Annotated in this window: 6 protein-coding genes; 4 read left to right on the top strand and 2 right to left on the bottom strand. The window is 56.7% G+C overall.

Features of this window, described 5'->3' with window-relative positions; all coding sequences use genetic code 11:
* Positions 1–24: 24 nt before the first annotated feature.
* On the bottom strand, positions 25–654 hold the full coding sequence (gene tesA / locus HYQ67_RS05015) for a multifunctional acyl-CoA thioesterase I/protease I/lysophospholipase L1 (RefSeq protein WP_202301998.1): 630 nt from the start codon (positions 652–654) through the stop codon (positions 25–27).
* On the opposite strand from tesA, the gene ybbA reads away from it, so the two are divergent.
* The 4 genes from ybbA (at position 622) to HYQ67_RS04995 (ending at position 14139) form a co-directional block, all read left to right on the top strand.
* Positions 622–1308: a putative ABC transporter ATP-binding protein YbbA gene (gene ybbA, locus HYQ67_RS05010; protein WP_202301996.1), complete on the top strand. Its 687-nt coding sequence runs from the start codon at positions 622–624 to the stop codon at positions 1306–1308. The two genes, tesA and ybbA, sit on opposite strands and share 33 nt — an antisense overlap.
* Complete coding sequence (ybbP, locus tag HYQ67_RS05005) at positions 1305–3719, top strand: putative ABC transporter permease subunit YbbP (RefSeq protein WP_202301994.1); 2415 nt, start codon at positions 1305–1307, stop codon at positions 3717–3719. The genes ybbA and ybbP overlap by 4 nt, the downstream gene beginning before the upstream one ends.
* A gap of 239 nt (positions 3720–3958) precedes the next feature.
* Positions 3959–5110, top strand: coding sequence for a porin (locus HYQ67_RS05000; RefSeq protein ID WP_202301992.1), 1152 nt, complete (start codon positions 3959–3961; stop codon positions 5108–5110).
* A 755-nt stretch (positions 5111–5865) separates the two neighbouring features.
* Entirely contained in the window at positions 5866–14139 is an 8274-nt protein-coding gene (locus HYQ67_RS04995) for an Ig-like domain-containing protein (protein ID WP_202301990.1), read from the top strand.
* A 116-nt stretch (positions 14140–14255) separates the two neighbouring features.
* On the opposite strand, the gene mnmH is transcribed toward HYQ67_RS04995, so the two are convergent.
* Positions 14256–15353: a tRNA 2-selenouridine(34) synthase MnmH gene (gene mnmH / locus HYQ67_RS04990; RefSeq protein ID WP_202301988.1), complete on the bottom strand. Its 1098-nt coding sequence runs from the start codon at positions 15351–15353 to the stop codon at positions 14256–14258.
* Positions 15354–15393: the final 40 nt, after the last annotated feature.

Here is a 15393-nt window from a genome sequence, read left to right as displayed (position 1 = left end):
TTACCCGAGAGGTGCCCCGTACATTCATGAGTCGTGGTTAACTAAAGGAGCCAGACGGGTCGCCATCCAGTCGGCGATAAACGGCTGGGCATCACGGTTAGGGTGAATGCCGTCATCCTGCATCCACTGCGGTTTCAGATAGACCTCCTCCATAAAAAACGGCAGCAGAGGAATATCAAACTCTTTGGCAAGCTGCGGATAAATCGCGCCGAAGGCTTCATTATACCGGCGGCCGTAGTTGGCGGGCAGGCGAATTTGCATCAGCAGCGGCTGAGCGTCAGCGGCCTTCACGTCGGTGATAATCTGCCGCAGGCTTTTCTCGATGGCCTGAGGCTGAAAACCGCGCAGGCCGTCGTTACCACCAAGTTCAATTAAGACCCAGCGCGGCTGATGTTGCTTCAGCAGTGCAGGCAGGCGTGCCAGCCCCTGCGGCGCGGTGTCACCGCTGATGCTGGCGTTGACCACTTTTGTATCCTGCTGGTGCCATTTCGAATCCAGCAGCGCAGGCCATGCGGCGGTTGCCGACATGCGGTACCCGGCGCTCAGGCTGTCACCCAGAATCAACAACGTGTCCGCATAAGCGGCGCGGAAGGTCATCAAAGCCAGAAACAGGAAGGGCAAATGCCAGCGGAAAACATTGTTGAAGTTCATCATCTTAGTAAGTCCGTATGTCAGGGGGATCACCAGCTTTCCATCCTTACCGGAGTTGAGCTGGTTGTCAAACCGGCGCAGACCATCGCGCTGATTGGCGAATCCGGCTCGGGCAAGTCCACATTGCTTGCGATTCTGGCAGGTCTTGACGACGGCAGCGAGGGCGAAGTGCATCTCTGCGGCCAGCCGCTGCATAACATGGACGAAGAGGCGAGGGCGGTGCTGCGGGCCAAAAACGTCGGCTTCGTGTTCCAGTCGTTTATGTTAGTGCCGACGCTGAACGCGCTGGAGAACGTTGAGCTGCCTGCTTTGCTGCGCGGGGAAAACGACTCCGCAAGCCGCAGCCAGGCCAAAGCCCTGCTCGAACAGCTCGGCCTGGGCAAGCGCCTGGATCACCTTCCGGCGCAGCTTTCCGGCGGCGAACAGCAGCGTGTGGCGCTGGCCCGCGCGTTTAACGGCAGGCCCGGCGTGCTGTTTGCCGATGAGCCAACCGGTAACCTGGACCGCCAGACCGGCGACCGCATCGCCGATCTTCTTTTCTCTCTTAACCGTGATTTTGCCACCACGCTTATTCTTGTCACCCACGATGAACAGCTGGCGGCCCGCTGCGACCGCCGCCTGCGCCTGCGTGAAGGTCAGCTGTGGGAGGAAGCATGATAGCCCGCTGGTTCTGGCGCGAATGGCGCTCGCCCTCGCTGCTTATCGTCTGGCTGGCGCTGAGCCTTGCGGTGGCCTGCGTGCTGGCGCTGGGCAACATCAGCGACCGCATGGAACAGGGGCTTAACCAGCAAAGCCGCGACTTTATGGCGGGGGACCGGGCGCTACGCAGCGCGCGTGAGGTGCCGGAAGCGTGGCTGAGCCAGGCGAAGCAGGACGGCCTGAAAGTGGGTAAGCAACTCACTTTCGCCACCATGACCTTCGCGGGGGATACGCCGCAGCTGGCAAGCGTCAAAGCGGTGGACGGCGTTTACCCGATGTACGGCGAGCTGGAAACAAAACCGCCCGGCCTGAAACCCGAGCCGGGCAGCGTGCTGCTGGCCCCGCGCCTGATGGCCCTGCTGAACCTGAAGGTGAGCGACAATATTGACGTGGGGGATGCCACTCTGCGCATTGCCGGGGAAGTGGTGCAGGAGCCGGACTCTGGTTTTAATCCGTTCCAGATGGCCCCGCGCTTAATGATGAACCTGGCGGACGTAGCAAAAACCGGTGCGGTGCAGCCCGGCAGCCGCATCACGTGGCGCTATAAATTTGGCGGCACGCCGCAGCAAATCGAATCCTTTGAAAACTACCTTCTGCCAAAGCTGACGCCGGAGCAGCGCTGGTACGGGCTGGAGCAGGACGAGGGGGCGCTGGGCAAATCCCTTGAGCGTTCTCAACAGTTCCTGCTGCTTTCTGCTCTGCTGACCCTGCTGTTAGCCGTGGCCGCCGTGGCGGTGGCCATGAGCCACTACTGCCGCAGCCGCTACGATCTGGTCGCCATCCTGAAAACGCTGGGGGCAGGGCGCGCGGCGCTGCGCAAGCTAATCATCGGCCAGTGGCTGATGGTGCTCCTGCTTTCGGCAGTGACCGGCGGCGCGGCGGGAATGGTGTTTGAGGCGGTGCTGATCAGGCTGTTAAAGCCTGTTCTGCCAGCGGCGCTTCCGCCAGCCAGCCTGTGGCCGTGGGTCTGGGCCGTGGGGTCGATGGTGGTGATTTCACTGCTGGTCGGCCTGCGGCCTTATCGCCTGCTGCTGGCCACCCAGCCCCTGCGCGTGCTGCGTCGTGACGCGGTGGCCAGCGTCTGGCCGCTAAAGGTGTATCTGCCGATCGTTACTGTCGTCGTGGTGCTGCTGTTAGCGCTACTGATGGGCGGAAGCACCCTGCTATGGGCGGTGCTGGCGGGAACGGTCGTGCTGGCGGCGCTGTGCGGCATCGTCGGCTGGGGCGTGCTGAAAATCCTCAAAAAGCTGACGGTGAAAAACCTCGCGCTGCGCCTGGCGGTGAACCGTCTGCTGCGCCAGCCGTGGGCGACGTTAAGCCAGCTTGCCGCGTTCTCGCTGTCGTTCATGCTGCTGGCCCTGCTGCTGGTCCTGCGCGGCGACCTGCTCGACCGCTGGCAGCAGCAGATGCCGCCGGAAAGCCCGAACTACTTCCTGCTGAACATCGCCACCGATCAGGTGCAGCCGGTGAAAACCTTCCTCGCCGAGCATCAGGTGATCCCGGAAACCTTCTACCCGATTGTGCGGGTGCGCATGTCGGCGATTAACGGCAAATCTACCGAAGGCAACCCGGACGAAGCGCTGAACCGCGAGCTTAACCTGACCTGGCAAAGCCAGAAGCCGGAGCACAATCCGATTCTGGCGGGGCAGTGGCCGCCGAAAGCGGGCGAGGTTTCAATGGACGAGGGCGTGGCGAAACGCCTGAATATCAAACTGGGGGATACGGTCACCTTTATGGGCGACACCCAGGACTTCTCGGCCAGAGTCTCCAGCCTGCGCAAGGTGGACTGGGAAAGCCTGCGGCCTAACTTCTACTTTATCTTCCCGCCGGGCGCGCTGGACAACCAGCCGCAAAGCTGGCTCACCAGCTTCCGCTGGGAGGGGAAGAACACGCTGTTAACGCAGCTCAACCGCGAATTCCCGACGGTCAGCCTGCTGGATATCGGGGCTATTCTGCGCCAGGTCGGGCAGGTGCTGGAGCAGGTGAGCCGCGCGCTGGAGGTGATGGTTGTGCTGGTTACCGCCTGCGGCGTCCTGCTGCTGCTGGCCCAGGTGCAGGTGGGGATGCGCCAGCGTCATCAGGAGCTGGTGGTCTACCGCACGCTGGGCGCCGGCAAGCGCCTGCTGCGAACCACGCTGTGGTGCGAGTTTGCCGTGCTGGGATTTGTTTCCGGGCTGGTGGCGGCCATCGGTGCCGAAACGGCGCTGGGCATGCTGCAAACGAAGGTCTTCGACTTCCCGTGGGAGCCGGACTGGCGACTGTGGGCGATCCTGCCCGTTACCGGCGCGGTGCTGCTTTCCCTGTGCGGCGGCTGGCTGGGCATCCGCCTGCTGAAAGGTAAGGCGCTGTTCCGGCAGTTTGTGGCCTGAGGATTTCAGAAGGGGGGATATCCCCCCTGTTTTCGCTTAAATCATCGCTATATACGCTGGTATATTTTGCATTTCATTGAGCTGGTGCATATTTAAATTATATTTATATATTTTTGTAATAGATATTAAGAACACGGAAGGGTTAAGCGCACAAATCCGTAAAAATTTCAGACCCCGGCGAGACAAATACCCTGTAATATTTTGACGCTTATAAAAAAATTGGTTACCAGGGTTCACTAATGAAAACAAAACTGCACACACTTTCACTGCTGGTGGGGGCCGGACTGCTATTGGGCTCGGCCTCGTTCGCCGCTAACGCTGAAATTACCTTAATAAAGCAGGATCCGCAGGCAGGCGATCCCTTAAGCCGCCTGAACTTTACCGTTGGCGGCAGTATTCGTCCGCAGTTCAACATGATGTCCGGAGACGGCGACAAAGGCTCTTATAAACGCAATGGCTTCGACGGCGGGACGCGCTTCCGCTTTGCGGCAGACTATTATCTGTTTGATGATATTAGCTGGATAAGCTATTACGAACTGGGCGTTAATATTCCGGCAGTCTTTGACTGGGATAACCATTATGCGGAAGGTGCCAACGACACGACCCGACGTATGCTTTACACCGGTCTGAAAAGCAAAACCTGGGGTCAGTTAACCTTTGGTCAGCAAAACAGTATTTATTACGACGTGGTCGGGGCGAAAACGGATATCTGGGACTACGACATGATAGGCCAGGCACCGGGTAACGGCATTAACGGTGACTACGATGGCTCCTATCGTTCCCGAAAAATGCTGAAGTATAAAAATACCTTCGGTGATGCGGATGTTTACGCTTCTTACCTGTTTGACGATAGCGAATACCAGCCGGGCAACGGCCTGAGCTACAAGCGTAAAGGCGGCGGCTCGCTCGGTGTGGATTACCATCTGAGCAAAGACCTGACCTGGGGTACGGCGTGGAACTACACCCGTGCCCAGATGCGCAACCATGGCGACGACGACAGCAAAAGCTATGACCAGAACATCGTGGGTACGGCGCTGAGCTGGAAACCAGATGCATGGACGTTCAGCGTGGGCGGCGGCTGGTACCAGAACTTCATGACCACCAAAAAAGTGGACGTGAACGACTACTTCGCGGGCGACGCGTGGGGCGTGGAATACTTCGCGGGCTACACCATCCCGGTTGGCCAGTACGCGCTGAAAACCGTACAGCCTTACTTCATGGGCGACCGTATCGAATACATCAACGGGCGTAACTACCAGCGTATCGATAACGGCCTGGGCGTCAGCTTCCAGCTGGACTACGGTTTCCGCGTGGATTACGAACACGTGTTCACCTCCAGCACCGACGATCTGGGCGACATGAACCTGGTGCGTCTGCGCTACGACTTCTAATCAAATCACGGCGGGTAAAGCTCATTTACCCGCCGGAAAGCTGCAACTCCCCAATGCGTTTCATTACTCCTGCGAGCCAGCTCTAAATATGGAAAAGCGATACCGGATCTGCTCCAGGGCAAAGCGCTGTTCCGTCAGTTAGTTGTCTGAATATGCAGCAAAAATAATTCTGCTGAAGAAAGCTATTTGGCTTAAGTACATAAAAATAAATTGAAAGAGCCCCGGCGATAAATTCCCTGAGATTTTTTCAATCATCACAGGGGGCACTCGATTCGAATTGGCATGGCATTGGCGAACTTAATCAAAATTAATTTAGCTTTAGTCGTAACGTTCTGGTTAAAAAGGTGGTCTGGTTTTGATTTGTTTATTGTAACATATTGAATGTTAAGTCATTTTCAATATTTATTCATTGTTAGTCGTTGATCATCAAATCATCTATCGTAAAAATTACTAACTCACGAATATAGTATTTATTAAGTATAATTTTCATGCTTTTTATTTTTCTGTTTTCTTTTTGGTTGAATTTAGCCTCTTGTTTATTTTAGCGGCACGAAATGCGTTTTATCTAAAATGAAAATTCACAATTTTTGAATTTCAATGTATTACATATAGTTACCATGTGTTTTGTAAGGTATTGCCGGAGGTGGTTTTTTTTTGCGCTTCCAATCCCTGCTCCATTTGTGGACTATCTCTAATCAATAAGTGTGCCAACTACGCGCGCGATGGTTTTTTTAGGAATAGTACTAAGGGTATAAATGTCTTTCTCAGTTGCCGAACAACCCCTCCCGTTACGAAAAAAATTGATTGCCTGGGGCTGCATTCTTCTTCAGCTGCTGCCGCCTGTTTCAGGCCTTGCAATGGCATTTCCTGCCGCTGCCAGCCAGCATATGCTGCCCTCTGCATCGACGCCTGCCGGGAGTAAGGATCCGTTCCAGCAGCAGCTTGCCTCGGGAGCAATGGTCGTCGGGACAACGCTTTCGGATGAGGACAGGACCTCATCCGAAGCGCTGTCTGATTACGCGCGTAGCCAGGCGGGAAGCGCGGTTAACAGCACGGTGGAAGGCTGGCTCAGCCAGTTCGGCACGGTAAAATCGCAGATCAGCCTGGATAAAGATTTTTCCCTGAGTGACAGCAGTCTGGATATGCTGTTACCGCTCTATGACTCCCCGCGGAATATGCTATTCACCCAGATGGGCGCACGTCGTAAAGACGACCGTACAACGCTCAATCTTGGTATCGGGATGCGTTTTTTCCCTGACGAATCGTGGATGGTTGGCACTAACGCATTCTATGACAACGATATCACTGGCCATAACACCCGTCTTGGGTTGGGCGCAGAACTGTGGGCGGATTATCTTAAGCTATCGATGAATGGCTATCAGCGACTCTCCAGCTGGCACGCCTCACGCGATTTTGAAGATTACGACGAACGCCCGGCGAACGGGTTTGATCTGCAGGTTAATGCTTTCTTACCGGCACATCCGCAGCTGGGCGGTAAGTTAGTCTATGAACAGTACTATGGCGATGAAGTGGCGCTGTTTGGTAAGGACGATCGACAAAAAGATCCCTATGCGGTCACGGTCGGCGTGAACTATACCCCGATCCCGATGCTCTCCGTCGGCGCGGAACAGAAAATGGGCAAGTCGGGTAAAGACGACTTCAACGTTAATATGGCGCTGACTTACCAGCTCGATCAGTCCTGGGCGCGTAATGCCTCGCCTGAAGCCGTTGATGCAATGCGCAAGCTTGCCCGCAGCCGCTACGATCTGGTTGAGCGTAACAACAATATTGTCCTCGAATACCGCAAGCGGCAGGTCATCAAGATGCAGCTGGCTCCTGAGCAGGTTCAGGGGGAAAGCAAAAGCACCCAGACTTTAACCGCAACAGTCAGCAGCAAGCATGGCCTGAAAAATATCGTCTGGAGCGGCGGCAGTTTTCAACAGTCCGGCGGCATAATCAAAGAGCTGGATACGCAGCACTTTGCCCTGACGCTCCCGGCCTGGAAAGTGGCGCAGGTAGCGCAGGCTGCATCGACGAAAAAAAGTAAAACGAAAGCCAGCGACGCCAGCCGAATCCTCAATACCTACGTGTTGACCGCCGTCGCGGAAGACAGCAAAGGCAACAAGTCCAAACCTTCCCATCTCAGCGTTGAAGTCTTGCCGCCGCAGGCGCATTTCGGCAGCGATGTGACCGTCAGCGGTGATAACGCGCAGCCTGACGGTGTGACGCCTGTGAACGTGGTGTTCCACGTGATTGACGGCAGTAAACAACCGCTGGCCGGTGAGCCGGTGACCTTTGCGGTCACCCTTGCTGACAGCAGCAAAACGACGAAGCAGGGCGTTTCCGATGCGAGCGGCAGTGCATCGCTTGATGTGGTTAGTACCGTTCCGGGTGAAGCAACGGTGGTGGCAAAACTCAGCGATGGCGATAGCCGCACGGCGAAAGTTCACTTTGCTGCAGCCGATGTCGATACCGCTCACTCTTCCCTGGCGGCGACGCCTGAAAGCATTGTCGCCGACGGTCAGACAACCACGACGCTGACGCTGACCGTGCATGACAAACAGGATCGTCCGCTCACCGGGCTGACCGGCGTGGTGTTTAAAGCGACCGGTGTGGATGGCACGAATCTGAGCGCGGTAAAAGAAACTTCTGCGGGGAACTATACAGCCACAATGAGTGGCGCTAAGCCCGGTACCGCGACCGTAACAGCACAGGTTGGGGCTAAAAATCTTAACGGTCTGAGCACCACGGTTGTTTTCACCAATGATGAAAACAACGGGCAGATAAAAGCCGGCGATCTCACCGTCATCACAGATAACGTCAAAGCCGACGGCCACTCTGCGGCATACGTTCAGGCCCTGGTCACTGATGCCGACAGCAACCCGCTTGGCGACAGGACGGTGACTTTTACCGCCACCTCCGGAGCCACCATCCAGCAAAGCGCCGTCAGCAACTCATGGGGTAAGGTGAGGGTGCCACTGACCCATACCAAAGCGGGGATTGTCACCGTTACCGCTACGGTAAACGGCAACAGCCAGAGTGCAGCGGTTACTTTTATCGCGGACAATACTTCTGCTAATGGCAGGCTGAATGTGATGGCTAATAATGCCGTCGCCAACGGCACCGAGGCTAACGTTGTCGAACTGGAGACAAAAGATGCCCAGGGCAACGCGGTGACCGGAATAGCGGTGACCTTCAGCACGACCAATGGTGCAAAAGCGACCCCCGCAAGCGGCGTAACGGACAAAAACGGCAAGTTAACCACCACGTTGACCAGCACGGTTGCCGGTGACAGCAGCGTGACGGCTAAAGCGTCCAACGGTGACATGCTCAGCGAAACGATCATCTTTGAAGCTGACACCAGCACCGCGGCGATTGCGGCGGAAGATCTGACAGTGGTTACGAACAATGCCGTCGCCAACGGCAGCGCCCGTAACCAGGTACAGGTCAAAGTCACGGATGCAAAAGGCAATCCTGTCCCGGCGCAGGTGGTTAACTTCAGCGCCGCTAACGGCGCAAAAATCACCGCCAGCGCGACGACCGATGCTCACGGGTTGGCCGTTGTCGGTCTTACCAGCCAGAAAGCGGGTGACAGCCTGGTCACCGCAACGCTGAAAGGCAAAAGTCAGTCGGTGAACACGACATTTGTTGCCGATAAATCCACCGCCCAGGGCGCGCTGAACATCGGTGTTAACCATGCGGTAGCCAATGGCACCGCGACCAATAGCGTAGCGTTACTGATCAAAGATGCCAGCGGCAACCCACTGCCGGGCACCGACATTACTTTCAGCGCCACCAACGATGCGGCTGTCACTCCTGAAAGCGGCGTGACGGACAGCGACGGCAAGCTTAGCGCGACCCTGACCAGCACCGTTGCGGGAAGCAGCAAAGTCACGGCCAAATCCGCCACCGGCGAGACCCTGAGCGCTACGGTCGACTTTGTTGCCGATACCAGTACGGCAACAATTTTGAAAGACGATCTGCTGGTGAAAACAAATAATGCCGTGGCAAATAACCGCGCCCAGAATCAGATTAGCGTGAGGGTGACGGATGCGCAGGGTAACCCTGTTCCGGCACAGGTCGTCACTTTCACCGCTGACAATGAAGCGAAAATTGCCCCGAGCGCCACAACCAATAGCCAGGGGATGGCAACCGTTGGTCAGATCAGCCAGAAAGCGGGTGACAGCAATGTCATCGCTACCGTGCAGGGTCACAGCCAGAAGGTGACAACGACCTTCATTGCGGATAAAACAACCGGGCAGGGTACGCTCACGGTTAGCTCCGATAAAGGCATAGCAAACGGCACTGACGCTATCGGTATCGAACTGGTCGTTCAGGACGCAGGCGGTAACCCGATTTCCGGGACAACCATCACTTTCAGCGCCACTAACGGGGCCACTGTGTTGCCTGCCGCGGGTATAACGGACAGCGAAGGTAAGGCAAGCGCGACGCTCACCAGCCTTACTGCCGGTACGAGCAAGATCACTGCAAAATCGGACAAGGGTGAGACGCTTAGCCAAAATGTCACCTTTACGGCCGACCCGGCCACTGCCACGATCGTCGCTGGCGCACTGGAAGTCAGAAGCGATAAGGCTCTGGCCAACGGCAGCGCCCGAAATCTGGTACGGGTCAAAGTGACGGATGCAAAAGGGAACGCCGTCTCTGGCCAGAAAGTCACCTTTAGCGCCGACAATGACGCAACCATTGAGCCTGCTGCGACTACCGATGCTTCCGGCATGGTCAGCGTTGGGCTAACCAGCAAGAAAGCTGGCACAAGCCAGGTCACTGCGAGCGTCAATAACGACAGCCAGACGGTCAGCACAACGTTTGTTGCTGACAAAACTACGATGCGCGGGGCGCTGACCACGAAGGTCGATGGCTCCGTTGCCAACGGCACCACAACCAACAGCGTTCAGGCTGTGCTCAGCGATGCGAATGGCAACCCGATTGAGAATGAGCCGGTGAGCTTCTCTGCAAATAACGGTGCCAACATCACACCGAGCGCAACGACTAATGCCAGCGGTATCGCGGAAGTGACGCTGACCAATACTCGCGCCGGTATCACCACTGTTACCGGTTCGTCGAACGGTACCCTTAGAACGGTTTCGTCGAATTTCATAGCCGATACATCCACAGCACAGATTGCCGATGGCGCAATGACCATCGTGGCTAACCATGCCGCAACCGACGGCATTGCGGCAAACCGTGTACGCGTTGCGGTGACGGATGAATTTAATAATATTCTAAGTCATCAGCTTGTTGGCTTCACAGCCAGCAACGGTGCGGTGATAGCGTCAACGGCTACTACCGATACTAACGGCATCATTACTCTGCCGGTGACCAGCACCACAGCAGGCGACAGCGTGGTGCAGGCAACCCTCAATGGCAGCAGCCAGCATGTGACCGTCAGCTTCGAAGCCGACGGCAACACGGCGCATATCGCCGATGGTGCATTGGTCATGGCCAGTGACGGTGCGGTAGCCAACGGCACGGCAACCAACCGCGTACAGGCAACGGTCACCGATGCGGGCGGAAACCCTGTGGCAGACGCAACCGTCAGCTTCAGCGCCAGCAACACTGCCCTCATCGCGGCGAGTGCGACAACCGACGCCAGCGGTATAGCGACGGCGACCCTGACCAGCAAGGTGGCGGGGAAAAGCGTTATCGTTGCTACCGTTAATGGCAGCAGCCAGCAGGTCGGTGCCAGCTTTGTGGCGGACAGTGATACTGCCCAGATCAAGACCGGCAGCCTGAAGGTCATGAATGACGGCGCGGTTGCCAACGGGACATCTGCAAACCGGGTTGCGCTTATCGTAACGGACGCCAGCGGTAATACGCTGGCCGATCAAAGCGTGAGCTTTACCGCCAGCAATGGTGCGAGTATTGCGGCAACGGCGACCACCGGCACCGATGGCGCGCTGGATTTGCCGGTCACCAGCACCCTTGCCGGTGAGAGCGTTATCAAGGCGACAGTCAACGGCAGCAGCCTGACGGTGACGGTGACATTCGTCTATGACCCGAGCACCGCTCAGATCGACAAACTGACGCTGGTCAATGACCACGCTGCGGCAAACGGCAGCGCCGCAAACCAGGTCAAAGTGCGGGTAAAAGACGCCAGGGGTAACCTTGCAAAGCAGATGAATGTGTCCCTGAGCGCCAGCAACGGCGCGACGGTGGCGGCAACAGGGACTACCGATGATAACGGCGAATACCTTGCTTCCCTGACAAGCCTGGTTGCCGGAGACAGTCAGTTTACGGCCGAGGTGAATGGCTATTCTGACTCGATCACGGTGAACTTCGCGCCGGATAACGCAACGGCGCACATTGCCGACGGCGATCTGACGGTGACCAGAGACAATGCCCCGGCGGACGGCAAACAGAATAACCGTATCGCACTGAGGGTCACGGATGCCAACGGCAATGTGCTGACGGGCCAGACGGTAAGCTTCACGGCGGACAACGGCGCGAAGATTGCGCCAGACGGCGTGACTGGCACGACCGGTACGCTCTCTGTACCGGTCACCAGTACCGTTGCCGGGGAGAGCACGATAACAGCGTCCATTAACAAGCTTAGCCAGAGCGTGAAGATGACCTTCACCTATGACACTGAAACCGCCACCGTCAGCGCGCTGACCGTGGTGAGTGATGATGCGCTGGCAAACGGGACGGCCACCAATAGTGTGAAAGCCGTTATTCTGGATGCACAGGGCAATCCTGTGCCGGATATGACGGTGGCGTTCAGCGCCGATAACGGCGCAGACATCGCGGCCAGCGGCATCAGCGATGCCAGTGGCGAGGTGGTGGTGACGCTCACTAACCGGAAAGCCGGGCAAACAAGGGTCAGCGCGCAGGTCAATGGCCATAGCTTATCCACTGCCGTTAACTTTAAGGCCGACGGCAGTACGGGGCAGATTGTAGCGTCCAGCCTGGTGGTAACGAAAGATAATGCGGTAGCTGATGGCGTGCAGAATAACCGCGTCCAGCTGGCGGTCACCGATGCAAATGGTAACGCGCTGTCAGGGGAGACGGTCAATTTCACGGCGGACAATAGCGCGAAGATTGCGGAAACGGGAACGACTGAAGCTGATGGTACGCTGAGCCTGCCGGTGACCAGCATTAAAGCGGGAGACAGTAACATCACCGCTTCGATTAAGGGCAGCAAGCAGAGCGTGAAGATGACCTTCAGTCCTGATAACGCTACGGCTACGGTTAACTCTTTAGTTGTCATCAGTGATAAAAGTGTCGCAAACGGTACAGCTTCGAACAGCGTCAAGGCCATAGTGCGAGATGCAAAAGGCAACTATGTGCCGGATATGGTGGTGTATTTCAGTGCGGATAATGGCGCAAAAATTACCGCCAGCGGGACTTCCAGCGAGGACGGCTCGGTGATGGTGGCGCTGACAAACCTCCATGCGGGAATAACCAACGTGACGCTCACCGTCAATGGCGCGGGTCAGTCAATACCGACAACCTTTATTGCCGATGCCTCTACGGCGGTGATTGCCGCGGGTGATATCAATGTGCTGTCCGACAACGCGCCTGCCAACGGTGTGAATGCAAACCACATCCAGGTCATTGTCAAAGATGCGAATGACAACCTGGTGGCCGATAAAACCGTCAGCTTCTCCGCGGCGGAAGCCGGGGTGAGCGTAGCGTCAACGGCTGTCACCGATAGCGCTGGTCAGATCACTGTTCCGGTCACCTCTACGGTGGCGGGCGTAGGGACCATAAAGGCGAAGATCAACGCCAGCGAGCAGAGTAAGACGGTGACCTTTATTGCCGACAGCGCAACCGCCAGCATTGCGGCGGCGGATTTCAAAGTGACGAAGAACAATGCGCTTTCGGATGGGGTAGATGCAAACCAGGTCCAGGCACGCGTCAAGGATGCCCAGGGGAATATTGTCAGCGATGCCCTTGTCAATTTTAGCGCCAGCAATGGCGCGGTTATCGGGGATGTCGTCCCGACGAATGCTCAGGGTCTGGTCACGGCAAATATCACCACTATCCAGCCGGGTATCAGCCAGATTACGGCAACCATTAACGGCCAAAAACAGAGCGTGAATGTGTCGTTTATTGAAGTCAGAGTGCCGGTCATCACCGCGGTGAACGATGTGACTGCTGGCTCGGTCGGGCCGCTGCAAAGCGGGCAGCTGACTAACGAAGCTTCACCGGTACTGACAGGGACGGCGGACAAAAATGTGACTATCAGGCTGTATAACGACGGCAAATTAATCGGCACCTCCGCCGCCGATGCCAGCGGTGACTGGACGATCAAGCCAGCATCGCCGCTGACCGTACAGGGCAATAACGCTCTGACGGTGACGGCAGCCCTGACGCCAGAAAGCCCTGAGTCAGCGCCGACCGAGCCGTTTATCCTCAACCTCGATTCCATTGCCGTGGTCCCGGGCATCACCCGGGTCACCGATAGCGGCAATGAAGTTGCGGAAGGGGGGACTACCAATGGGGCGGACGTTGTCATCTGGGGGACGGCTGAACCGAGGGCGACGGTCAACGTTTATGCTGTGCGCCTTGCCGATCGTATCAGTACGCTTTTAGGAACCACCACGGCTACTGAAAGCGGCAGCTGGAATTTTGAAGTGGCCGATCCAAGAATATTCCAGGACTCCGGAGAATTCAGGTTCCAGGCGAAAATTACCGATACCGCAGGGAACAGTACTAAAAGCGGCGACTGCCCTCCGTTTACGGTCTATTTCCAGAACTGGCCTGCGCCAGCCGGAACGCCAGGTTATCTCGCGCAATCCAGCAGCGATGATATAACCTCAAGCCAGGTAGCGTCGCTGCTAAGCAGTACGGGGAATGCGCTGATCATCTCCCGGCCGCCAGCAAACTACGCGAACAGCATTGACTTGCCTGCACCGTCGTCTGCAAAAGGCGCTAATGTCTACATCAGTATTGACGGCAGCCCGTCAACGATTTTAAAAATAGCGGGCGATCCGAAAGTCAGGCTGAGTGCTAACACCAACACGACCTGGTACTCAAACGGTACTGAATGGCGGCAAGTCTATTAATCGTTGAGACGTCAGTTTCTGTCGCTCGGATGACGCCGAGCTACGGGAATGCCTGTCATTAATCAAAAAAAAGGTGACGTTATTTCGTCACCTTTTTTTATCTCTAATTTGTTCGGTCAGGTTCTGTCCCGCAGCCAGCCCTCAACCTGCTGGTAATCCCCGCGGAAGACGATCTGTCCGGCTTTTTTGCTTAGCTGGTAGCGGTACATCGGGTCGTAATACTCTTCCAGCAGCGGGGACAGCCAGGCCAGATGCTCGTCGCAGGATCCCGTTTTCCGCTGCGCTTCCAGCGCGGTATCAAGGTATCCCGTGAACTGGGAATAGCGCTCAAGCCCTAAACGGCGGCGGATGGCGAACAGCCCGTGGTGCAGGTATTCTCCGTACTCTTTCCACGCGGTCTCTTCATCGTTAACCGATAAAAACGCTTCGCTCATCTGCTGGAAATATTCGTATTTCAGCCTTTCCAGACGGACCTCAAACGGATCTTCTATCACTACAATCTTCGCCTGGGTCATCTGCTCCCTGAAGGCTTCGGGAATGTGGCGGGAGCCAATCATGCGCCCTTCATCCTCAATCACCAGCGGCACAGGCCCGGCGTTGCTTTTCTTGATAAGGGTAACGGCGAGGTTGTTTTCAAAGCAGGTCTGCGAAGGCTGTTCGACAATGGTGCGGCCAAACGACGAGCCGCGGTGGTGTGCCAGCCCTTCAAGATCGACCCCGGCGGGCAAAGAGCGGATCAGGATCGTTTTGCCGCAGCCGGTGTTGCCGCTTACCAGCACCATCGGCCAGCGGGAGCGCTCTTCAATGGCCTGCATGGCAAAGTGGCGCAGCGCCTTGTAGCCGCCTTCGACCAGCGGATAATCAACGCCAGCTTCTTTAAGCCACTGCTGAACCAGATGGGAGCGCATGCCGCCTCTGGCACAGCAAAGATAACCGTCCGGGTTTTGTCGGCACTGCTCCAGCCATTTTTGCAGGCGGGCTTCGCGGATTTCACCTTTCACCAGGCTGTGGCCCAGCTCGACCGCTGCCTGCTGGCCGCGCTGTTTGTAGCAGGTGCCCACGGCAACACGCTCATCATCGGACATCAGCGGTAAATTCAGCGCGGCGGGCATCGCCCCCTGGGCAAATTCAACCGGCGCGCGCACGTCGATAAGCGGAGTATCGTGGCGCAGCAGATGTTCGTAATGTTGTGTATTGAGACGGGCGTTGTGCATGCATTGACCTTAAAACGAATGGGGGTGAAACGCCGGGGAT

The organism is Dryocola clanedunensis subsp. sulfonylureivorans, assembly GCF_016756775.1.
GTDB lineage: Bacteria > Pseudomonadota > Gammaproteobacteria > Enterobacterales > Enterobacteriaceae > Dryocola > Dryocola clanedunensis.
Note: the sequence above shows the minus strand (reverse complement) of the source record. Positions and strands in the feature narration are given on the sequence as shown.